Genomic DNA, 21,354 nt, shown 5'->3' on the forward strand with positions numbered 1-21,354 from the left:
ATGAAAAAAGATGTAGTTGCGCTGGGGGAGTTGCTTATTGATTTTACAGGAAGCGGAGACAGCAACCAGGGAAATCCTTTATTTGAGGCTAATCCAGGCGGAGCACCCTGTAATGTGCTGTCAATGCTTCAGAATTTAGGCAACAGCACAGCTTTTATCGGCAAGGTTGGAAACGACTTTTTTGGGAGAATGTTAAAAGAGAGAATTGAAAAGCAGGGTATAGACTCTACCGGACTTGTCTTTGACGAGGAGGTAAATACTACCCTTGCATTTGTAAACAAGCTTCCAAATGGAGACAGAGATTTTTCTTTTTACAGAAAGCCCGGAGCAGACATGATGCTGACAGCAGAGGATGTTGAGAAGAATGCTGATCTTATCAGGAATGCAGATGTATTTCATCTTGGAACACTGTCAATGACAGACGAACCTGCAAAAGAGGCAACTGTCAGAGCTGTTACAATAGCTAAAGAGAGCGGAGCAGTCATATCTTTTGATCCAAATTACAGAGAACCTTTATGGAAGAACGTAGACGATGCAATAGATGCTATGAAATATGGCTTTGAAAACTGTGATATCCTGAAAATTTCAGATAATGAGATTGAGCTTTTTACAGGCCTTAAGGATATAGAGGCAGGAGCAAGGAAAATGAAGAGAGACTTTGGTATTCCAATCGTGTTTGCCACACTTGGACCTGAAGGAAGTATAGCTCTTTACAAAGATATGGTGATCAAAAAAGACGGGTACAGAAATCCTGTTACTATAGAGACTACAGGAGCAGGCGATACCTTCTGTGCCTGTGCCATAGATTACATCCACAGAAACGGACTTGATAATCTGACAAAAGACGGATTATTTGAATGCCTGTCGTTTGCAAACGCTGCGGCATCTATTATAACCACCAGAAAAGGTGCACTTTCTGTAATGCCAACCCAAGAAGAAATAACAGCTTTTCTAACAAACAAGTAATGATAAGAACAAAGAATATGCGAAAAGGGGCTGTGAAAAAATGAGAAATCATTTTTTCCAGCTCCTTTTTTTAGTTTAAATTCTTAATATCTGTTCTGTCTGGAATTAATATCCGCACGGTAATTTAGTTAACATAACGAATGAAAACCAAAATTCTTTGTGTAATAAGTTCACAAAATTTTAATATTCAATTAGTGCAAGTATACAAAACATACAATAAATGGCAATTTTTGGTTGACCTAAGCAATAAATGTGCATAATATATTAACAAAGTTAATATATTAACAACGGAAATAAATTAATGGGGGCGTTAGTTAATTGGATAACAATCCGATAGTCAATAACAGCGATATGAATGAAGCACACAGAGCGCAGTTATTGAAGATTATTCATCAAAAGGAATTACAAAATGAAATATGTTCCAGGGCAGAGCTTGCGAAGATGACGGGGCTCACCCAGGCATCCATAACCAAGATAGTTGCATCTCTTATTGAGAGTGGAATTGTGCTAGAGACAGGTATTATCAAGGGGAGCGGAAACAGGCGTGCGATCGGACTTAAGCTTAATTCTGAGAAGAACTGTGTGATTGGGGTCAAGTTTTCAAGATATATGTACACAGTTGGTATGTTTGATATATCAGGTAAGTTCTACGAACAGACCGAAGTCGAGTTCGATATTACGGATGATCCGAAAATAGTCCTTAAGGATATAAAGAAACTGATCCGTGAGTATCTTGATAAAAACGAGAACGTTGTGGCAATAGGAATGGCGGTTCCGGGGCCTTATCTTAAAAATGAAGGGCACATAGCTGTTGTGTCACAAATGATGTCGTGGCACGATGTAAATTTCCTTAAGGAATTTGAGAATGAATTCGATAAGCCATTTTTCATAGAACAGGATGCAAACGCCGGAGCCATGGCAGAGTGGTGGTTTGGTAATCATAAAAAGCCCATGAATACACTTGCATACTTCCTAATGGGAGAGGGTGTAGGTTCCGGAATAGTTGAGAATGAGAAGCTTTTATTTGGAAAACAGGGTGCAGCAAGTGAGGTTGGACATATTAGTATAGACTATCGCGGACCCAGATGTGAATGTGGCAATTACGGATGCCTTGAGCTTTACTGCTCTACACGGGTAATGCTTGCAAGAGCAAAGGAAGCTTTGCCATCAATTTTTACTGATAAAAAGCACAAGAGAATTGATGATTACGATGTGATATTCGAGGCTGCAAGAAAAGGCGATGGTGCCATACTCGATATCATGAAGGAAATGGCGCAGTACATAGCCTATGGCTGCGTTACCTTAATAAATGCATATAATCCCGACATCATAGTAATAGGCGATGTCATTTCGAAAGCGGGTGATATTTTATTACCGCAGATAAAAAGAATAGTTGAGGAGAGAACCATTCCTGAGCTGTTTTCACAGGTCGACATTATGATGTCCGAATTAAGTGTTGACCCTACACTTTATGGAGCAGCAGCGATAGCTACTGACAGAGTACTGGGAAAACCCAGTGAATATCTTACGGCAAAATAATTCAGGATATGTATTTCTGATATTTTAGCGATATAAGGGGAGGTTAAAGGCGGCAATGAAAGAAAATCCTTTAATTCTTGAAATGCGAGGAATTACAAAGGTGTTTCCCGGGGTTAAGGCACTTTCAGATGTAACACTCGAAGTCAAAAGAGACTCGATTCACTCGATATGTGGTGAAAATGGTGCCGGTAAATCCACGCTGATGAAGGTATTGTCCGGTGTATATCCTTATGGGACGTATAGTGGTCAGATAATCTTTGACGGGCGGGAGATGAAATTCCGTAATATCAAGGAATCCGAGCAGACAGGAATTGCAATTATTCATCAGGAACTTACGATGATTCCGGAATTGTCAATCACAGAGAATATTTTCATGGGAAATGAGCTGACAAATGGCGGACTTATCGACTGGACAGAGCAGCGAAGAAGGACAGTGGAGCTTCTTGACAAGGTAGGGCTGAATATCAGTCCTGATACGCTTATTAAGAACCTGGGTGTAGGACAGCAGCAGCTTGTTGAGATAGCGAAGGCACTTTCCAAAAATGTTAAGCTTCTCATACTTGATGAGCCTACATCAGCTCTTAATGAGGATGATTCGGCCAATCTTCTTGAACTCATGAGAGGTCTTAAGGAGAAGGGCATCACCTGTATCATGATATCTCACAAACTTAATGAGATTGCGGCAATATCTGATGCGGTTACGGTTATCCGTGACGGACAGACTGTTGAAAGCTATGAAGTAGTAGCCGGACAGGTGGATGAGAACAAGATCATCAGGTCGATGGTAGGTCGTTCGATTGAAAACAGATATCCGGAGCATAAGTCCAATCCAGGAGAGGTCATTTTCGAAGTATCAAACTGGAATATTGAGGATCCTGCAGTCAAGGGCAGGATGGCCTGCAAAAACTCTTCATTTTATGTACGCGCAGGTGAAGTCGTAGGATTTGCGGGACTCATGGGAGCAGGAAGAACAGAGCTCATGCGTTCAATTTTCGGGCAAAACTACGGAATCTATAAATCAGGAACAATCAAAATAAAGGGAAAGAAGGTAAAGCTGAAAACCGTTCAGGCGGCCATAAAGCATGGAATAGCTTATGTGCCTGAGGATCGTAAGAATCTGGGACTTAACCTTTTGGACAGCATCAGAAAAACCATAGTTTCAGCCAACATGGACAAGATTCTGACAAACGGACTTCTGGATTCGACAAAAGAGCTTAAGGCATCTGAGGAGTACAGAAAGGCGCTTCGAATCAAATGCAAGGACGTCGGAGTTGGAGTAAGCACTTTATCAGGTGGTAATCAGCAGAAGGTAGTTCTATCAAAATGGATGTTTACAGAGCCGGATGTGCTGATACTTGATGAGCCTACAAGAGGTATTGACGTAGGTGCAAAATATGAGATTTACAAGCTGATACATGAACTTGCCGATCAGGGGAAGGCAGTCATAATGGTTTCTTCAGAGCTTCCTGAGCTATTAGGGGTAGCTGACAGGATATATACAATTTTTGAAGGAGCCATCACAGGGGAACTGAGAGCTGAGGAAGCTGATCAGGAAGCACTAATGAAGCGAATGACAGTTACATCCGCTTAACAACAAAATAGGGAAGAGGTTTAAAGTCATGAAATATATTAAGCAGGTTTTAGGGGAAGACCTTCGTCAGTACACCATGGTTCTGGCACTGGCCGTGCTGATTGTTGTATTCAATGTTATATCTGATGGAAGAATGCTCACTTCTTCCAATTTCCAGAATCTTTTATCAGGTAATGCTTACGTCCTTATTCTGGCGCTTGGCATGCTGATGGTTATCGTAATAGGTCAGATTGATCTGTCAGTTGGTAGTGTTGCCGGTTTCTCAGGAATGGTAATGGCTAAGGCAGCAAGTGAATTAAATCTTCCTTGGTATCTGGCAGTGCTCATTGCACTTGCAATCGGAGCACTTGTTGGTGCCTGGAACGGATTTTTCCTTGCAAAGCTCGGTATTCCGGGATTCATCACAACACTTGGAAGTATGATGATGTTCAGAGGTGCAGTTATCTGGATATCTCAGTCCATCTCAGTTCCTGCACCTGAAGAACTCAGATTTTTCGGAGCAGGCTACATGCCTGAGTGGGGACCCAAATCTACGGGAATGAATAATTCAACGCTTGTTTTGGGAATAATCGGTATTATCGCTCTTATAATCATTGAAGTCAGAAAGTACAAAAATTCCGGACAGATCGCCGGTGCAAAGCAGCCTTTATGGGTTGTAGTAGCAAGAACAGTTCTGATTTCTCTGATAATAGCTTACTTTACCTGGCTCTATGGAACAGGAAGAGAGGGAACTTCCTTCCCGATACCGGGACTGATTCTCCTTATTCTTGTTATCGTTTATCACATTATTACACAGAAAACCAGATTTGGTCGCCACATCTATGCAGTAGGTGGAAATAAGAGTGCAGCAGCTCTTTCAGGTGTAAATGTAAGCCGCACATATTTCCTTACAATGATGAATATGTCCATGCTTGCGGCAGTTGCCGGAATTCTTTTCGTAGGAAGATCTACAGCAGCAGGTCCTGCTGATGGTAACCAGTGGGAGATGGACGCTATTGCATCAGTATTCATCGGCGGTGCAGCTGTTTCAGGTGGTGTTGGAACCATCATTGCAACCATGGTCGGTGGTATGGTTATGGCAGTTCTTAACAACGGACTTATGCTCATGGGTGTAGGTGCTGATAAGACACAGGTTATCAAAGGTCTCGTTCTTCTTATTGCCGTAGCATTTGATGTTTACAACAAGAAGGTAGGAAAAGCTTCTATTATAGGAAGACTATTCCCTTCAAAGGAAGCAGCAAAGAACTGATAGATTTCCTTTTTTGAGGATAAACAGGAATCTGTAAATTTGTAAGGCGTATCCGGCAGGTAGCGCTGCCTGCCGGCCTTAAATAGAAAAAAGGTTATATTTACCAAGGAGGAAAGTTATGCAAAAGAAAAAGATTATGGCAATGATGCTGTCTGTAGTTCTTACAGCAACTACACTTACAGCATGTAGTTCAGCTCGCGAGGGTTCATCAAGTTCATCTGATGAAAAGAAATCAGAAGCTACAACAGAAACAGCTACTGAAGCTGAGTCAACTGAGGAAGCAGCTGATACAACAGAAGCTACAGAATCTTCAGAAGAGACTGCTTCAGATTCAGAGGCAGAGGCAACTCCTGCAGCTACAGAGGGCTTTGAGGAAGGTGCTACCATCGGCGTTTCACTTCCCTGGCTTGGAACTCAGAACTGGAAAGAAGCTGAGACAATGTTCAAAGAAGAGCTTGAAAAAGCAGGATATAAGCCTTTAGTTCAGGCAGCTGACCAGAAGGTTCCTCAGCAGCAACAGCAGATCGAGTCAATGATCGAGAACGGTGCTAAGGTTATCGTTGTAGGTCCTATCGATGGAACACAGCTTGGTAGCGTACTTGAGCAGGCTAAGGATGCCGGTGTTTATGTAATCGGTTATGACCGCCTCATCGAGAACACAGAAGCAGTTGACGGCGTAGTTCAGTTCGGTAGTGTTCGTACCGGTGAATTACAGGGACAGGCACTCCTTGACGGTCTTAAGAAAGAAAAAGGCGAAGGCCCTTACAACATCGAGCTTTTCGGTGGCGGCCCTGCTGATCCTAATGCTCCTAACTTCTTCAAAGGTGCTATGTCAGTTCTTCAGCCTGAAATTGATGCAGGTAACATCGTTGTAGTATCCGGTCAGACAGAGTTCACACAGTGTGCTACAGAGGACTGGGACAATGCTAAAGCTCAGAAGCGTATGGATTCACTTCTTGCAGGTAACTACTCTGATAAAGAGATCGACGGTGTTCTTTCTCCTAACGATGGTATCGCAAGAGCAATCGTAACAGCATGTGAGGATGCAGGTCAGCCTAATCCTGTAGTTACAGGTCTTGATGCAGAGAACGAGTCAGTTGAATGGGTATGGCAGGGCAAGCAGTACTGCACAGTTGCTAAGCCTACACAGGATCTTGTTGCTAAGTCAATCGAGATCATCAACGACCTTAGAGATGGTAAGGGAATGCCCGCTACAGATGTAACAACAGACAACGGCAAGAAGGAAGTTCCGATCTACGAGCTTGATCCTACAGTTGTTACAAAGGACAACGCTAAGGAAGTTTTCGCAAACGATCCTGATCGTATGGCCCTTATGGACTAATAGTTTTTTGTCATAATAATATAAGTGGTACAGGTGTGTATATGCCTGTACCATTTTTTTGTAGCACAAGACCGGCAAGCGAATGGATGCTTGCATACAAATTCATTTGCCTGTCGTAAGAACATGGAGCACTAAGTGCGGAATGTTCGTGTGCGAAATCGAGTAGGAGTCAGCCTACTCGATTGCACTTAGAAATGCTCTTCACATCTTTTGGGGATACGGAGTATAAAGAGGATATGGTAGAATTCAGACAAAAAAATAAGGATTTGCAAATCTGCAAACCCTTGTAAATACTGAGTCGAAGTGACAGGATTTGAACCTGCGACCTCTGCGTCCCGAACGCAGCGCTCTACCAAACTGAGCCACACTTCGTTATATGTTAAGCGGAAGTCGTGAGAAGACTTTCGCAGCACACATGATAATACAATAAAGAGGAGGCTTTTGTCAATAGCTTTACATATTGGAATTCAATAATAAATGGAATATGATATTATGATATGGAAAGAATAAGCTGAGAAGTCCAAGTAATAAGGACTGTTTGAGAGGAAATATTAATGAGTGAATATGCAAAAATAATTCTTAAAAAGGGCGAAGGACGTACAATTAAGGCGGGTGGAGCCTGGGTTTTTGATAATGAGATAAACAGAGTTGAGGGCAGCTTTGAAAATGGAGATATCGTAGAGGTCCATGACCATGATGATTATTTCATGGGATATGGATTTATAAATACGAACTCTAAGATCCGTGTAAGGATGATGTCCAGAAGGAAGGAACATCCTGTGAATGATGCCCTTTTAGAGACAAGAGTGAAAAATGCCTGGGATTACAGGAAGGCTGTTATGTGCCCTGAGTTGTACGGCTATGAGAGTATTTTGGGCGAGAAAAAGGCTGTATCAGAGGACGAGCTTAAAACCAAAAGACTTAAGGAGCTCTCCTGCAGACTGGTTTTTGGTGAGGCTGATTTCCTTCCCGGAATTACAATTGATAAGTTTTCAGATGTGCTTGTAATTGAGTCCCTGGCTCTTGGTACTGACCGCATGAAGGACAAGATTCTTGATATCTGTAAGAAGGTTCTTGCTGAGGATGGTGTACAGATCCGTGGAATATATGAGAGAAGTGATGCGAAGGTAAGAGAGCAGGAAGGCCTTGAGAGAATAAAGGGATTCATCGGTGAGCCCTTCGATACCAAGGTCCTGATAGAGGAGAACGGTGTTAAATACTACGTTGATGTGGAGAATGGCCAGAAGACCGGATTCTTCCTTGATCAGAAGAACAACAGGAGAGCAATAGCATCTCTTTGTAAGGGTAAGAAGGTTCTGGACTGCTTTACACATACAGGTTCCTTTGGACTTAACTGTGCCAAAGCTGGAGCTGATTCAGTTCTTGCGGTTGATGCTTCCGATGTGGGATGTGCTCAGGCAGAGGAAAACGCAAGACTTAACGGGCTTGAGGATATTATCAAATTTAAGTGTGCTGACGTGTTTGATCTTTTGCCGGATCTTGAGAAGCAGGGAGAGCAGTATGACGTGGTTATTCTTGATCCGCCTGCATTTACCAAGTCCAGAGCTTCTATCAAGAAGGCTGTTACAGGCTATCGTGAGATCAACATCCGCGGACTTAAGCTTGTGAAAAATGGCGGATTTCTTGCGACCTGCTCATGTTCACATTTCATGGATGAGGAGCTTTTTGTAAAGACAATAAGAGAAGCTGCAAGAAGTGCCCATAAACAGCTTAGGCAGGTTGAGTTCAGGCAGCAGGCTGCAGACCATCCTATTTTGTGGTCTAACGACGCTTCTTATTATTTGAAATTCTATGTGTTCCAGGTTACTGAAGAACTTTGATAGAAATACAAAAGAAGGACTCGATTGAGTCCTTCTTTCTCGATCGAGTCCTTCTTTTTAAATAGCAAAAGCCGGTAATTATCAGAACTTAACAACCTTGGGCTCTTCTGTGAAGGAAGAGAAGGTAGCTGTTGCATTCTTGAAATAAAGCACTTCTGTGTTGTCATCCTCAGCAGAGTACATACCCTGAAGTGACGGATAAGCATCGAGCATGTGCTTCTTAGCTTCTATTCTGTCATCGCGTACAAGCTCACCTGCTACGCGAACCCATTTGCCTTCAGCAAAACCGCAGATCTCAACCTTGGGATTCTTCTGAATCTGCTTGGAGACATCTTTTACTTTTCCGGTCTGGATATAAAGCTTGTCCTCGAAAATATCTACTGTTCCGAAGGGGCGAACTCTGGGCTGATCCCCATCAACAGTAGCCAGATAGTAAGTTCCACATTTTTTCAAAAATTCATATACTTCCTGCATACTTGCCTCCTTAAAATAAATTGTATAAAATATATTATAATTCTATTAAAATGGAAAAACAATCTATCATCTCTGAAAAGAGATAATGTATAATCAATAATATGATACAGGATATTTCACCAAAAGTGTTTAACAATATTTATAAAAGAGACCTTCCGGATCCCCGCGATTATGTGTTTTCGTTTCGGGGCAGGGAGGTTTTGTGCGTTTTAGAGGATGATGGAGCATTCAGGTGTCCCAGGGTAGAGGAGCTTGGAATTGATAAAAATGAGCTGATCTACCTTTTTGAAATCGACGGGGACAGGTTTTATCTTCCAAAAAAAGAGTATGGCTGCTATATAAACGAAGTTCAGGGAAAGGGCTCAGATTGTAATTACAACTATGAGAGCATCCGTGTTTTGCGCGGTGCAAATCCCGGTTACCTGTGTTTTGCGGGAATGACGGCCTATCATCTCTATGTCTGGTACCGCGATAATAAATTCTGCGGAAGATGCGGCAGGGAAACGATAATTCATGATGCTGAGAGGGCTCTAAAGTGTCCAAGGTGCGGAAATATAATATATCCAAAGATATGCCCTGCGGTTATAGTCGGAGTTACAAATGGAAGCAAAATCATGATGACAAGGTACGCAGGAAGACCATATAAGGGTAACGCCCTTGTTGCCGGTTTTTGTGAGATAGGAGAAACTGCAGAGGATACTGTAAGACGTGAAGTCTTAGAGGAGGTTGGCATAAAGGTAAAGAATATCAGATACTTTGCAAGCCAGCCCTGGGGATTCGATTCGAACCTGCTGCTTGGTTATTTTTGTGAGCTTGATGGAGATCCGAATATCAATATGGATGAAAATGAGCTCGCCAGAGCAGAATGGGTTGAGCGAGCTGATATAGGTGAGGAAGCAAAGGATTTAAGCCTCACTGCAACCATGATGATGCATTTTAAGGAGCACCCGGAGTATTTTGAAACTAAATAATGGATTTGGAACAATGTCTATCCACGTGCAAACCTACAGGGGGTAAATGATTATGGAAGAACAGATGAGGATAATCGGACGACAGATGGCGATCAGAATGGGCATAATGATGAGCTTTTGCCTCTCACTGGTTGGGATTCTTTCATCGGGACATTTCACAATTCCCGGGTTCATTATCAGCTTTGTTATCAGCACTATAATAAGCCTGATAATTGGCCTGGTGATTCCTATTGGAAAAGTCACGGGTGGTTTGTGTGCGAGACTCCGACTCAGGCAGGGAACCATCGGAGCAAGGACCTTTGAGAGTTTTCTTTCCGATCTGATCTACACTCCCATAATGACGCTGGTTATGGTTGGTCTTGCATATAGAATGATTACCATACAGAATGGCGGCGTAGCGCCGATTCCGTTTTTGCCGATGTTCCTGAAGAGCTTAATTATATGCTTTGTGGTTGGATTTTTCCTGATATTTATTTTCCAGCCATTGTTCCTTAGGCAGATTATGAAAAAACACGGTATAGGAAGACCTGAAGAATAAAAAAATAACGCTTTCCTCTTTGTAGATAACAAGGGGAAAGCGTTTTTCTTTATAAAAGATTAGAAGCCGAGAGAATCGTTAACAAGGATTACATGGATTCTTCCTTCATGTCTGGAATATCTTGTCATAAGGAACTGACAGCAGATAGTGTCGGGAGATTTACAATCCATACAGCTTCCGGTCTTTGCGCAGGGAGTTGAAAGTCCAAAGCGCTGTGCATTTATGGGAGCAGCCACATTGCGAGCTCTTTTCAGGGCGCTGTCCACATCGGGACATACCTTGTTCATGCCGACGATAAATACTACCTTTTTAGGACCCTGGCAGATGGCTGAAACTCTGTTTGAGTTACCATCGATGTTTATGAGAACTCCGTCCTCGGTCATGGCGTTAGCACTTGATAAAAATATGTCTGCGTCATAGGCAGCGAGCATAGCTGCACGCTTATCCTCAGCAGCATCGCGGTCTATGAAATTGTAATCGGAGGTTTTAAGAGCATCCACAAGACCTATTTCGTGGGCACTCATGGCGCCTCCCATGGCAATGGAGCTTCCCTTGTGGATAAGCTCAAGAGCAAGCTTTAATGCTTCTTCCTTGGTCTTTGCGTAGTATCCGCTCATGTTCCTTGATTCAAGTCCGCTTATGATCTTTTTTGCCAGAAGATCATTTCTCTTAGTTATCATTTCGTTCATTTCCTTCTCCTCCCTGATTTTGATGTTATGTAATTAGCTGTTATAGGAATAGGGCCCATGATAACGGGGTTTTCCTTTAGTTAACTTGCCGTATTCTATGGCCTCGGTGGGACACATGCTGATGCAGGCCATACAATGAGTACACTTTGATCCCCAGACGGGCTTATTGTCCTTTAGCGATATATTTCCAAAAGGACAAAGAGATACACACTTTCCGCAGCCTATGCATTTATCTGTGACATGGAAGGCCTTGGATTTCATGAAGTATTTGCAATACAGATTAAGAACGGGAACAGTCATCCTGTACTCGAAGTTACTGATTTTTGTTTGAGGCAGATCCTTTCCTGCTTTAATATATTCAGAAATTTCACGAATGCTTTCCGGAGCATTTTTTATTTTGTCCCTGCATATTTCCTCGGAATCAGCCTTGAAATAGGTAATGTAATTTTGCGGCATTATCATAGGTGCGGTGCCCTTATATTCAAAACCTTTTTCAGATGCGATATTCATGCAGAAAACAGGAGATGCGCTCATACTTGCTGCGCAGCACATGATGAAATATGCTTTGGAGTTTTTGGGAAATTCTGAGCGTTTAATGAAGTCTGTCAGGCACTGGGCAGGAGCTGCTACATAGACGGGCGCAATAAAGATATAGGGACCCTCTTCTGTAAATGTGTGTCCTTTTCCTGTGCGGACAGATTCGAAAATATCAAAGGTTTCATCGCCGGTGAATTCAGCCAGCTTTTCTGCGATAAAACGGCTGTTACCTGTTCCTGTAAAAAATACGATCATTCAGATACCTTTCCTCATAAGTTTATATGATAAATAGTATAACACTATATCGCAGGCAAAGTATATGATAGCATAAGGGGGAAGAAAGGATTGGGGATAGCTGCATGAAAGAGATGATGACAACGGGGGAACTGGCAAGAGTAGCAGGTGTATCGCAGAAGGCACTGCGAATATATGATGAAAAGGGGCTTCTCAGACCGGTTGGATATTCAGAGGGCAATTACAAGCTCTATGACAAGAACTCGCTTATGGTGCTTGAAAAGATCATTGCTCTTAAGCATGTGGGCTTTAGCCTGGATGAGATAAAGGGCCATCTTGAAAACAATGAACAGGAATAGAGCATGACTATTGGGAGCGGTTTTTTGATGAAAACGGCTTCGATAAGTCCTTTGTGTCAAAAAGGAAAAACGACCTGATAAATAGGGAGAATGAATTTATAAAATTGATTTCCGAGGACTTTTCAAAGGTAGAACGGGTTCATCTTCCGGGCCCGATTTACTATGACGATTCCGAGATTTTATTTGAAAGGCTTGTGAAGCATTACAAGGATGGGAATAAGTACCTTTTATCCATTAAAGACAGGCTCCTTCAGTGTTTTGACAGGAAGATCGAGGAGGATGGCAAGATAGTAGTTGATACAGACTCTACCTTTGTTCACTGCTACAAATAGAAGCGTAAAAAAAGAAGATCGCTATGATCTTCTTTTTTATACACATATTTATTCTTCAACTCTGGGATACTCCCATTCGCACACATAACCCTTTATCCAATTTCTCGTATAGTTATAATCTCCAAGGTCATTCCACTGATAATTAAGACGGGCATTCCACATTTCAAGATATAATTCTCCATTACCATATCCGGGATTTTCTGTAGGCCTCTGCCAGTTGGTATAATCAAACGACTCACCGGTAACCCATTTCCAGTCTTTACTCATATCATCATCACGGTATCCGCCAAGCCAGTATCCGGGTTTGACTGTCTCATTACCAATAAGTGTGCCGATAAATGCATTTTCCATTGCTGTAGTTACGGTAGCAAGATGTCCACCAAGCTTTTCACACTCAGTTTTTGCTGTGTGCCAATCCATAACACCATAATAAATTTTATAAGAATGTCCTTCATAAAGCTGTGCATCTTCAGGAACATTTTCATGAATGGTCTTCTTTTTCTCCGGCGGAGTTACAGGCTTTGGTTCTTCAGCTTTTTTCTGAACAGTTACTGAAAGCTTATATTTCTTACCCTTGTACTTGGCGATTATCTTTGTAGAGCCCTCAGCTACTCCGGTTACAACGCCCTTTTTGGAAACCTTGGCAATCTTCTTATTCTTTGAAGACCATTTGATATGCTTATTCTTAATTGCCTTCTTGCCTGAATAAAGCTTTATACGCTTCTGCTCACCAATTGTTATGGTTTGTGTCTTTTCCTGAAGCTTGGTTTTAGCCTGGGCTTCAAGTCCTGTAAAACCACAAACCACAATAATCATAATTGTGATGATGGATAAAAATTGAACTACGCGACTCATTACTTTTTTCATACGAAATCCTCCATTTGAAAATTTTCCCCAAGAGTGATTTTACTATTATTTGGCGCTGTTGTCTTAAGAAAAATGCTGTCTGATATAAATTTTTTGACATGTAAGCGTTATAGGGATATCATTACTACAACATATTTCATTTAGGAGCACTTATGAATCAGCGTTATATGTATAACTACATGGAGATGATGTACAGACATATTTGCTTATAGCAGAGGTTACTTACACAGCTATAAGCCGATAGGTCTTATCTGTCTGTGTAGGTTTTGCATTAGATGATTTTTGGAAAGCACACCAGACAGATAAATTTTAACTGGCTGATGTGCTTTTTTGGTATGAAAAAACAAGGAGGGTTTTGAAGATGAGTATAAACGGAAAAGAGCTGGACGAAATATTTCAGAGGCAGTATGCAGGTGCCTTTGAGGAGGGACGCCTTACTTATACAAAGGCAAATGAGACAGAGTTCATATTGACCATGCATTATATTCATAAATATCTTCAAAAGGGAGCAAAAATCATCGACATAGGCGCAGGATGCGGAGCTTATACCAAAGCTATTTCGGAAGAAGGCTATTTAGTGGATGCCATAGATCTTCATGAGGACAATGTCTCAAGAATGAAAGAGCTTTTTGGGGATGCAGAGAACGTCAATGTATATCAGGGAAATGCTCTGGATTTAAATGAGTTCCCGGATGACAGTTATGATCTGGTACTTTTAATGGGGCCGGTATATCATCTTCATAATTTTCAGGACAGAGTTACAGCAATAAAAGAGGCGTTGCGTGTTGCAAAGAAGGGAGCGCCCGTTTTCGTGGCATTTGTTTTGCAGGATGCACCTCTAATTGAGTATATATTCCAGAGCGAAAACCCTGCTGAGGAAATAAAGGAAATCGGATATATAAGAGAGACGGCACAGGTTACTGAAAATACCGAATCATCTATTTTCCTTCATACCATAGCTACAATCGATGAATTAACTGACAAGGTATGCGAGACACTACCCGTTACTAAAGGACCAAGATTTGCGCAGGATGGATTATCACAGGCTATTCGCGAGGCTGTCAACAATATGTCCGAGGCCTCATATAATGAGTGGATTCAGTACCTCATCGCCACAGCAGAAAGGCCTGATCTCATGGGCTATTCCAACCATGTTGTCCAGGTGTTTATCAAAAGCTGAAGACAGGAGAATGCTATGAGTGTCACGTTAAAAGAGGCAAGTCGTGAAGATATGCATAGTTTATGGGAAATGCAGGTCGAAGCTTTCAAAGGACTTTTGGAGAAATACCATGATTACGATATGAGCCCTGCTGCTGAGAGCTACGAGCGGATCTTACAGAAATACGATTTTGAAGGAACTACCTACTACTATATTGTTTCAGATGGCATAAATGTGGGCGGAATCAGGATTGTTGATAAAAAGGATGGCAGCAGAAAACGGATTTCACCATTGTGGATAATGCCGAAATATAGAAACAAAGGTCTCGCCAGGCAGGCTATTATAGAGGCTGAAAGGATACACGGAGATGACAACTGGAGCCTTGATACTATTCTTCAGGAGGAAGGCAACATACATCTCTATGAAAAGCTTGGATATAAACGGACTGGAAAAATCGAAAAAATAAGCGACTTGATGGACATCGTTTATTTTGAAAAGAATTAGTGGTATTGACCTGGCCCTTGGGGCAGACCTTATCCTTTCATTAAAGCCTTAGGATAAAACGAAAGAAGAGGAAATTGAGAAGGTCAGGAGGAAAAAGTGATGGCGGGGCAGATGACACATATGGAAGTAGCTTACAGGGTTGCTGATAAAATGGGGATCTCTAAGGGAAGAGCAGAATTCATACTTGGATCTGTCGCTCCTGATGCCATCAGCGAGTCGGTGCCATTTCTTGAAACCAAGATTCACACCCATCTTTTTGAAGGCTGCGGACCCTGGGGAGATACTCAGGACTACGACAGATGGCTGGAAAATATCGATGCATTTTGGGATGAATATGGAGCTCCAGAAAAAGATATAAAGAGAAAGATGCTTATTCTTGGAATATGCGTCCACTGCCTCACAGACCACTGTAACGATCTACTGGTGTGGAGAAAAGCCCAGAAAAAGTGCATGCCACCTTTTACAAAGGATGAGTTTAAGGCAGCATATTATCCTGATATGAAAAAGGTGGGAGTGTGGTTATATCAAAACAGTGAGAATACTGCGGAGATATTCAGGCTCCTTTCAGCATCTGCGGAAATAGATATAGGGGACTATACAGATGCAGCCGCTTTAAAGGATATCAAGGACCATCTGATTAATGTCCAGTACAATGTATCAGAACCGGTGGATGTATCCGATTGTACGTACTGTACAGCAGGGCAGATGCTTGAGTTTATAGATATCTGTACGGACAGCATAGTTGATAGAATCAGTAATTACAGTTGACAGGATTTTTTCAAGGAATATATCTCAAAGGGAAAGCTTACGGATAAAGTTATCGTATATAATAAAAATGATTGATTTATTGGATAGCTCATTCAGCTAAAATCTCTGAAGTGTTTAAAACGATAGCTAACGCAAAGTATGGAGTGATGTTTAACTGCACCGCGGGAAAAGACAGAACCGGAGGCTGAGTTCGTAGAGTATCTGGGACAGTAGATTACATTAAAATATTTGGAGATTATTACTGTGGAAGCATTACTGAATGAATTTGTCCAAAATACAAGAGAAATCCTTGATGATAACCTGGTAGGTATATATCTGCATGGTTCCTATGTTATGGGATGCTTTAATCCGAAAAAGAGTGACCTGGATTTTATCATAGTTGTTAATGAGAAAATGGATGACGCTTCAAAGCGAGCATTTATGGATATGGTGACAGAGCTTAATGAAAGAGGACCTGCAAAGGGTATAGAAATGAGCATAGTGACCAAAGATGTTTGTAAGCCATTTGTATATCCGACACCCTTTGAACTTCATTTTTCTGTTATGCATCTTGGATGGTACAGGGACAATCCGGAGGATTATATTCAGAAAATGAATGGTACGGATAAAGACCTGGCTGCGCATTTTACCATAATCGGAAAAAGGGGAAAATGCCTGCATGGACAGTCCATTGAAGATGTATTTGCAGAGGTTCCTCAAAAAGACTATATAGATGCCATATGGGATGACATATCTGAGGCACCGGAGGACATCGAAAACAATACCATGTACATTACATTGAATCTGGTCAGGGTATTGGCTTATAAGAAGGAGCAGCTTGTTCTGTCCAAAAAGGAAGGCGGAGACTGGGGAATAAAGAATCTTCCCCAGAAATATCATACGCTTATATGTGATGCTCTCCGCGAGTACTCAGACGGTGTGGATGTTACTTATGATTTACGTATCGCTCGTGAATACGCTGAATATATGACTAATTCAATAAAGTGACCCGTACTGAATTATGCATTTTTCACTTTATTTAAAAATTTTTTTGGCTGTATGAATAATAGTTTTGGGGATTAATATGAATGGACTTACCTTGTAACGCAGATATTTCGTTTTTGCACAGGTACTCACACTTGTTTATGTATTCCATAATGAAATCCCATGAAATCAATTCCAGGTCCTCTTTAGAACATGAAGGGGCTTCGAACTGCTTATTTACGTTTTCTATCTGGAAATCGATTCTGTCTGCACTAATGGAAGCATCAGGAATGCTAACTTTTTCAAATGGAATATACGGGATATCAAGCTCCTTTTTCAAAAGATAATTAAGTCTCCAGTAGTCCCTGTAAACAATAGGAAATTTCTTCTCGCGGATTTCTTTGGGATAGATTCGCATCGTCTTATCAAAAAAGTCATGATACCATACGGAATCTTCTATAAGATGGCAGTAGTAGCCAAGATAATAAGCATCTGTCATATTACCTGTGTTGTCCACAGCAAAGTTTTGCCAATTGATGCCTCTGAGATTTTCATGATGGTATTCTTCAAAATAGTGTAGTGTGTGATAGCTTCCATCATCCTTGGAACCTGTATCCGGTGCGATGACAGCGCCCATCAGAAAACGAGCGGTGTCCTTTATCTGCATTTGCTCTGCGACTTTTTTAGAAATTATGTAATGTAATACGGAAGATGCCATAGCTTGTCCCTTCTGAAGATGTTTTTCTTTTATATCATAGAGCTTGCCCTTGGGGCATGGTCAAACATCATTTCAGATTGTACTTGTTTATCTCAATGCACTTTTTATCATTATCAAACACGAACTCGACAATCCATGGCATGACAAATCTTATAATTTCAAAGTCGTCGTAGCCAAAAGAACTGTCGTAATAATTGATTATGGTGCTAAGCGCTGTTCCATGGCTGCCGATCACAATATTTTTTCCGGGATACTTATCCAGAACTGTATTCAATGCCGTGATATTTCTGGACTGTACTTCTCCAAGACATTCCCCATCTGAAAGCTTGTAGTCAAAATCGCTCCATTGCTTTTTGGCAAATGCGTTGAAATCCTCGATCCAGCAGCTATCGACCCTTCTTTCACGGAAATCATCTATAGTTTCTATAGGAAGGTCCTCTTTTTCTGCAAAGTCAGCAACAGTATCCACTGCACGTTTAAAGGGGCTGGACAGTACAACATCTATATTTTTATCTGACAAAAATGCTGTAACAAGCTTTCTGTCTTCCATGCCTTTCGGGCTTAACTCACGAAGCATATCATCGTGATTATTATAATTCGGCTCAGCGTGTCGAACAAAATATACTCTTGTCATAAAGTCCTCCTATTAGCTTAGGATCAATTTGCTCAAATATGTTATCCATAATATGCTCCATAAAGCAAAAAAATAATTAGTATGTCTATTTTTTTACAACAGACCATTCATCGCCATTTACGAGATATTGAAACTCTGTAAGCTTTGGATTATTGATTACATCCAGAAGGTCTTCAAAATCGTCAACAGTATTTATTTTAGAAAGTTGGTTATAATTTACCCATTCCATCTGACCTTCTTCAGATGAGACAACCTCTCCTGAAAATTTAGTCACTTTAAATAAAAGCACAATATAGCGTCCTTCCATATAGTTTCCATTTTTCATAGGAAACTGTTTAATGCCCACGAGCATAGGATCATGTATTGTAAGCCCGGTTTCTTCCTTCATCTCACGTTTAACTGCAGCTACAAATGACTCTCCTATCTCAACGTGTCCTCCCGGAAGAGTGTATCCTTTCCAGTCTTCTTTAATGCGATTCTGCAATAATATCTTTTCACCATTCTGAATAAGGCACAGAACCGTTAATTCTACAGTTTCATTTCTTCCCATTTATTTTCTCCCAACGGTGTATTTTCCTTCAGTTATAACTTCAAAAGGTTCTCTTATGAAATTGAAGCAGCTAATCGTATCGACAGATGACAACATATTTTCAAGCCTTATCGTTCTTATCATTGCAGACCAGACCTGCAACCGAAACAAAATGTGTGTATTCCATTTTTCATCCTCCGAGTTCGCTTAGCTAACTTTAAGCCTTTTTCCTTAGTGCACTGATAAACCTTAGCATTTTCTTTTCCGTTTCTTCCGGATAAGAATAGCCGCAGCGCTCAGAAACAGCGCAGCTAACTTTATGAAAGAGCCCTATAACAACATCATATGCTTTCCAAATCTCATCATAATCTGCCACAGGATAAGTTTTTTTATATAAATCAAAAAGTTCTTTTTCAAGCAGCTTTTCCATATTGCTGTCAAGAATTCCCATATCTACAGGAGAGCCATGCTTCAGATAAATATGCCATCGGATCATTTTGTTTAGAAGGTCTCGAACAGCTATGTTCAGATAGAACATGGCAGATGGGAGTTCCTTGCGAAGTGTATATTCCGAAAAGGTCTTGAGAACCCAAAAGAATTCGTTACATGTTCCGAGAAAATCTTCATTTGATGGTTTTTCTGCAAATATAGTCTGAGTTTCTTCCATACGTTCAATTTCAGGCAGAAGACCATCTTTATCCAAAAGCTTTTTGAAGGTATCACCAATCCAAACATTTTCATGAGGTTGTTCTCTGTTGAAACGGGATAAAAAGGTATCTTTATCACTTGCATCTATCGTCAGTGTTATGCCATCTTCAAATACCATGAGATGTGCTTTTGTGTTTGGGATCATTTCGGGATAGTTCTTATCACCGCGATATAGGAGAATTCTTTTCCCGAAGCAGTCTTTGAAAATGTCATTTTCATATTTCTCGACATCATTAACTACAAAAAAGAATTCATAGGAATGTAGATATTGTCTTTTGGGAAATAGATTTGTGCGTATAACTGCCCGGATAGAAGACTCGTTTGTAGCCATCTCTAAAATTTGATTTATTACGTTTAGCTCAGATCTCATGCAATTCTCCCCATTTTTTACAGATGTTTTTATTATACTTTCCATGCGCTTTAAGAAAAAGCCTCTTTGTCATATAAGTGCTGTTGACTTAGCCCCTGGGGCCAGCCTTACCATTTCAATATAGCAAGATAATAAGAAAAAGAAGAAAGGATAAGGGGAAAATGAATATTGGGGAATACATTGAGAACTACAAGAAAGAAGGCGGTTACATAAATGTGATGAGAAAGCATGTTGGGCATGCGCCGCTCATCACCATAGGTGTGGGAACAATTATTGAAAATGATAAGGGCGAGATCCTGCTTCAAAAACGTAAGGATAATGGAAAGTGGGGAATTGTCGGTGGCGGAATGGAGATTGGAGAAAGCTTTGAGGAAACCGCAAGACGAGAAGCCAGAGAGGAAGCGGGAATTGAACTCGGAGAGCTAAAGTTCGCTGCAATCTGCAATGGTTCAGATAGATTTATCACCTATCCAAACGGAGATATATGTTACACATCTGCCGTTGTTTTTTGGACAAAAGAATTCTCTGGAGAAATCAAAAATGATCCGGAAGAAGTTTTTGAGCATAGATTTTTTAGTAGAGACAATGTGCCACAAGAGATTAATGATTTCGACAGACTCTTTATAGATATATGGCTTAATCCTTCTGATAGAATTGCAATATATAACGGAGAAAAGCTTTCATGGCAGTGAGGAAAATTAAAAAGTAGGAGCCCGCTATTATGCAAGCGAACAAAAAAGAACCGGTTTGCTAACCGGTTCTTTTTTGTTCAAGCGATAGACGGGGCTCGAAATATTTTATCAAGTACATCTTCTTCCTTATTACTTGTTTTGGGATTCTTCCCTGGCTTTCTTCATTTCAAGATATTTTTTCTTGATGTCCTCAGGGACATCTAAGTCTAGATCAATAAAATTCTCCATGATATAATCTTCCAGCTTCTGAAATTCATCATCGCTTTGAGCATCAGCACCCAGGACATATGATTCTATGCCAAGCTCTTTGGCGCGTTGTTCTCTGCGTTCTGTGAACTGTCTAAGCTCATCTGATATCTTTAGAGGAGAATTGTATGTACTTGTAGGTTTGGGTTTTTCAACTATATTTACCATAACGAACCTCCTTTATATTTCGCTGTAGACGATTCCAAAAGCACTAATCTGCCTAATTACCGTATCATAGTCAATGTAATTCTTTTTCCAATCAAGTAATGTTTTTCTTGCTGATATAATCTCATTTGGTAAAAGATCGCGGGTCTTTTCTAATATGTATATCGACCCATTATTTCCAAGAACAATAAGGATAGACATATAAACTGCATCTACAAATGCTTTTATATCTGTTCCCGAAAATGGAGAGCTACTTGGATGATTGTGCATAACGAGAAATGCATAGTCTGTTCCTCTCATCTGATTGACAAGAAAATCTATACCAACCTTGTGTGCTTCACCAAATACCGGAAGTAACACCTCGAAAGT

At 40.9% G+C, this 21,354-nt stretch carries 26 protein-coding genes and 1 tRNA gene; 16 read left to right on the plus strand and 11 right to left on the minus strand.

Annotated elements, in window-relative coordinates; genetic code table 11:
- The 5 genes from G601_RS0100210 (at position 1) to G601_RS0100230 (ending at position 6,687) form a co-directional block, all read left to right on the plus strand.
- Positions 1-966: a carbohydrate kinase family protein gene (locus G601_RS0100210; RefSeq protein WP_026492271.1), complete on the plus strand. Its 966-nt coding sequence runs from the start codon at positions 1-3 to the stop codon at positions 964-966.
- 318 nt (positions 967-1,284) lie between these two features.
- Positions 1,285-2,505 (plus strand): ROK family transcriptional regulator, encoded by a 1,221-nt coding sequence (locus tag G601_RS0100215; protein ID WP_026492270.1) that lies wholly within the window; start codon positions 1,285-1,287, stop codon positions 2,503-2,505.
- A gap of 55 nt (positions 2,506-2,560) precedes the next feature.
- On the plus strand, positions 2,561-4,096 hold the full coding sequence (locus tag G601_RS0100220; RefSeq protein ID WP_026492269.1) for a sugar ABC transporter ATP-binding protein: 1,536 nt from the start codon (positions 2,561-2,563) through the stop codon (positions 4,094-4,096).
- A gap of 28 nt (positions 4,097-4,124) precedes the next feature.
- A complete protein-coding gene (locus G601_RS21330) occupies positions 4,125-5,345 on the plus strand; it encodes a sugar ABC transporter permease (protein ID WP_035786423.1) in 1,221 nt (406 codons plus the stop codon).
- Positions 5,346-5,463: 118 nt separating this feature from the next.
- Entirely contained in the window at positions 5,464-6,687 is a 1,224-nt protein-coding gene (locus G601_RS0100230) for a substrate-binding domain-containing protein (protein WP_026664095.1), read from the plus strand.
- 298 nt (positions 6,688-6,985) lie between these two features.
- On the opposite strand, the gene G601_RS0100235 is transcribed toward G601_RS0100230, so the two are convergent.
- Positions 6,986-7,059, minus strand: a tRNA-Pro gene (locus tag G601_RS0100235).
- Positions 7,060-7,241: 182 nt separating this feature from the next.
- Here G601_RS0100235 and G601_RS0100240 point away from each other — a divergent pair.
- Positions 7,242-8,528 carry a class I SAM-dependent rRNA methyltransferase gene (locus tag G601_RS0100240; RefSeq protein ID WP_026664097.1) on the plus strand — a complete coding sequence of 429 codons (1,287 nt, stop codon included), beginning with the start codon at positions 7,242-7,244 and terminating at the stop codon, positions 8,526-8,528.
- A gap of 81 nt (positions 8,529-8,609) precedes the next feature.
- On the opposite strand, the gene G601_RS0100245 is transcribed toward G601_RS0100240, so the two are convergent.
- A complete protein-coding gene (locus G601_RS0100245; RefSeq protein ID WP_026492251.1) occupies positions 8,610-9,002 on the minus strand; it encodes a pyridoxamine 5'-phosphate oxidase family protein in 393 nt (130 codons plus the stop codon).
- Positions 9,003-9,202: 200 nt separating this feature from the next.
- On the opposite strand from G601_RS0100245, the gene nudC reads away from it, so the two are divergent.
- Together nudC and G601_RS0100255 are read left to right on the plus strand one after the other, a co-directional pair.
- Complete coding sequence (gene nudC / locus G601_RS0100250) at positions 9,203-9,973, plus strand: NAD(+) diphosphatase (RefSeq protein ID WP_242830073.1); 771 nt, start codon at positions 9,203-9,205, stop codon at positions 9,971-9,973.
- Between the two features lie 52 nt (positions 9,974-10,025).
- On the plus strand, positions 10,026-10,511 hold the full coding sequence (locus tag G601_RS0100255) for a hypothetical protein (RefSeq protein WP_051205412.1): 486 nt from the start codon (positions 10,026-10,028) through the stop codon (positions 10,509-10,511).
- 59 nt (positions 10,512-10,570) lie between these two features.
- Here the strand turns inward: G601_RS0100255 and G601_RS0100260 are convergent, their stop codons facing one another.
- Together G601_RS0100260 and G601_RS0100265 are read right to left on the minus strand one after the other, a co-directional pair.
- Complete coding sequence (locus G601_RS0100260) at positions 10,571-11,200, minus strand: lactate utilization protein (protein ID WP_026664099.1); 630 nt, start codon at positions 11,198-11,200, stop codon at positions 10,571-10,573.
- A 33-nt stretch (positions 11,201-11,233) separates the two neighbouring features.
- Positions 11,234-11,992 carry an EFR1 family ferrodoxin gene (locus tag G601_RS0100265; RefSeq protein ID WP_026492338.1) on the minus strand — a complete coding sequence of 253 codons (759 nt, stop codon included), beginning with the start codon at positions 11,990-11,992 and terminating at the stop codon, positions 11,234-11,236.
- Positions 11,993-12,096: 104 nt separating this feature from the next.
- Here G601_RS0100265 and G601_RS26695 point away from each other — a divergent pair, with 104 nt between their 5' ends.
- A complete protein-coding gene (locus tag G601_RS26695) occupies positions 12,097-12,330 on the plus strand; it encodes a MerR family transcriptional regulator (RefSeq protein ID WP_051205414.1) in 234 nt (77 codons plus the stop codon).
- Positions 12,331-12,383: 53 nt separating this feature from the next.
- Positions 12,384-12,662 carry a hypothetical protein gene (locus tag G601_RS26700; RefSeq protein WP_242834356.1) on the plus strand — a complete coding sequence of 93 codons (279 nt, stop codon included), beginning with the start codon at positions 12,384-12,386 and terminating at the stop codon, positions 12,660-12,662.
- Between the two features lie 48 nt (positions 12,663-12,710).
- Here the strand turns inward: G601_RS26700 and G601_RS24560 are convergent, their stop codons facing one another.
- A complete protein-coding gene (locus G601_RS24560; RefSeq protein WP_051205416.1) occupies positions 12,711-13,529 on the minus strand; it encodes a lectin-like protein in 819 nt (272 codons plus the stop codon).
- A 361-nt stretch (positions 13,530-13,890) separates the two neighbouring features.
- Here G601_RS24560 and G601_RS0100285 point away from each other — a divergent pair, with 361 nt between their 5' ends.
- The 5 genes from G601_RS0100285 to G601_RS0100300 all read left to right on the plus strand — a co-directional run bounded on the left by G601_RS0100285 (position 13,891) and on the right by G601_RS0100300 (position 16,947).
- Positions 13,891-14,709 carry a class I SAM-dependent methyltransferase gene (locus G601_RS0100285; protein WP_026664101.1) on the plus strand — a complete coding sequence of 273 codons (819 nt, stop codon included), beginning with the start codon at positions 13,891-13,893 and terminating at the stop codon, positions 14,707-14,709.
- A gap of 15 nt (positions 14,710-14,724) precedes the next feature.
- Positions 14,725-15,192, plus strand: coding sequence for a GNAT family N-acetyltransferase (locus G601_RS0100290; RefSeq protein WP_026664102.1), 468 nt, complete (start codon positions 14,725-14,727; stop codon positions 15,190-15,192).
- A gap of 99 nt (positions 15,193-15,291) precedes the next feature.
- The gene (locus G601_RS0100295; protein WP_026664103.1) at positions 15,292-15,960 is read left to right on the plus strand and encodes a zinc dependent phospholipase C family protein; all 669 of its coding nucleotides are present in this window, start codon (positions 15,292-15,294) and stop codon (positions 15,958-15,960) included.
- 71 nt (positions 15,961-16,031) lie between these two features.
- Entirely contained in the window at positions 16,032-16,148 is a 117-nt protein-coding gene (locus G601_RS27400) for a tyrosine-protein phosphatase (RefSeq protein WP_081673326.1), read from the plus strand.
- Positions 16,149-16,203: 55 nt separating this feature from the next.
- Entirely contained in the window at positions 16,204-16,947 is a 744-nt protein-coding gene (locus tag G601_RS0100300) for an aminoglycoside adenylyltransferase domain-containing protein (protein ID WP_242834357.1), read from the plus strand.
- A 31-nt stretch (positions 16,948-16,978) separates the two neighbouring features.
- On the opposite strand, the gene G601_RS0100305 is transcribed toward G601_RS0100300, so the two are convergent.
- The 4 genes from G601_RS0100305 to G601_RS0100320 form a co-directional block, all read right to left on the minus strand.
- Positions 16,979-17,641, minus strand: coding sequence for a zinc dependent phospholipase C family protein (locus tag G601_RS0100305; protein WP_026664105.1), 663 nt, complete (start codon positions 17,639-17,641; stop codon positions 16,979-16,981).
- A 67-nt stretch (positions 17,642-17,708) separates the two neighbouring features.
- Positions 17,709-18,275, minus strand: coding sequence for a histidine phosphatase family protein (locus G601_RS0100310; RefSeq protein WP_026664106.1), 567 nt, complete (start codon positions 18,273-18,275; stop codon positions 17,709-17,711).
- 85 nt (positions 18,276-18,360) lie between these two features.
- On the minus strand, positions 18,361-18,825 hold the full coding sequence (locus G601_RS0100315) for an 8-oxo-dGTP diphosphatase (protein ID WP_026664107.1): 465 nt from the start codon (positions 18,823-18,825) through the stop codon (positions 18,361-18,363).
- 196 nt (positions 18,826-19,021) lie between these two features.
- Positions 19,022-19,882, minus strand: coding sequence for an aminoglycoside 6-adenylyltransferase (locus G601_RS0100320; protein ID WP_196808781.1), 861 nt, complete (start codon positions 19,880-19,882; stop codon positions 19,022-19,024).
- A 161-nt stretch (positions 19,883-20,043) separates the two neighbouring features.
- Here G601_RS0100320 and G601_RS21345 point away from each other — a divergent pair, with 161 nt between their 5' ends.
- On the plus strand, positions 20,044-20,574 hold the full coding sequence (locus G601_RS21345; RefSeq protein ID WP_051205418.1) for an NUDIX hydrolase: 531 nt from the start codon (positions 20,044-20,046) through the stop codon (positions 20,572-20,574).
- Positions 20,575-20,703: 129 nt separating this feature from the next.
- On the opposite strand, the gene G601_RS0100330 is transcribed toward G601_RS21345, so the two are convergent.
- Positions 20,704-20,988, minus strand: coding sequence for a hypothetical protein (locus tag G601_RS0100330; RefSeq protein ID WP_026664109.1), 285 nt, complete (start codon positions 20,986-20,988; stop codon positions 20,704-20,706).
- 12 nt (positions 20,989-21,000) lie between these two features.
- Positions 21,001-21,345 carry a hypothetical protein gene (locus G601_RS0100335; protein WP_026664110.1) on the minus strand — a complete coding sequence of 115 codons (345 nt, stop codon included), beginning with the start codon at positions 21,343-21,345 and terminating at the stop codon, positions 21,001-21,003.
- Positions 21,346-21,354 lie beyond the last annotated feature (9 nt).

The organism is Butyrivibrio sp. FC2001 (genome assembly GCF_000424125.1).
Classification (GTDB): domain Bacteria; phylum Bacillota; class Clostridia; order Lachnospirales; family Lachnospiraceae; genus Butyrivibrio.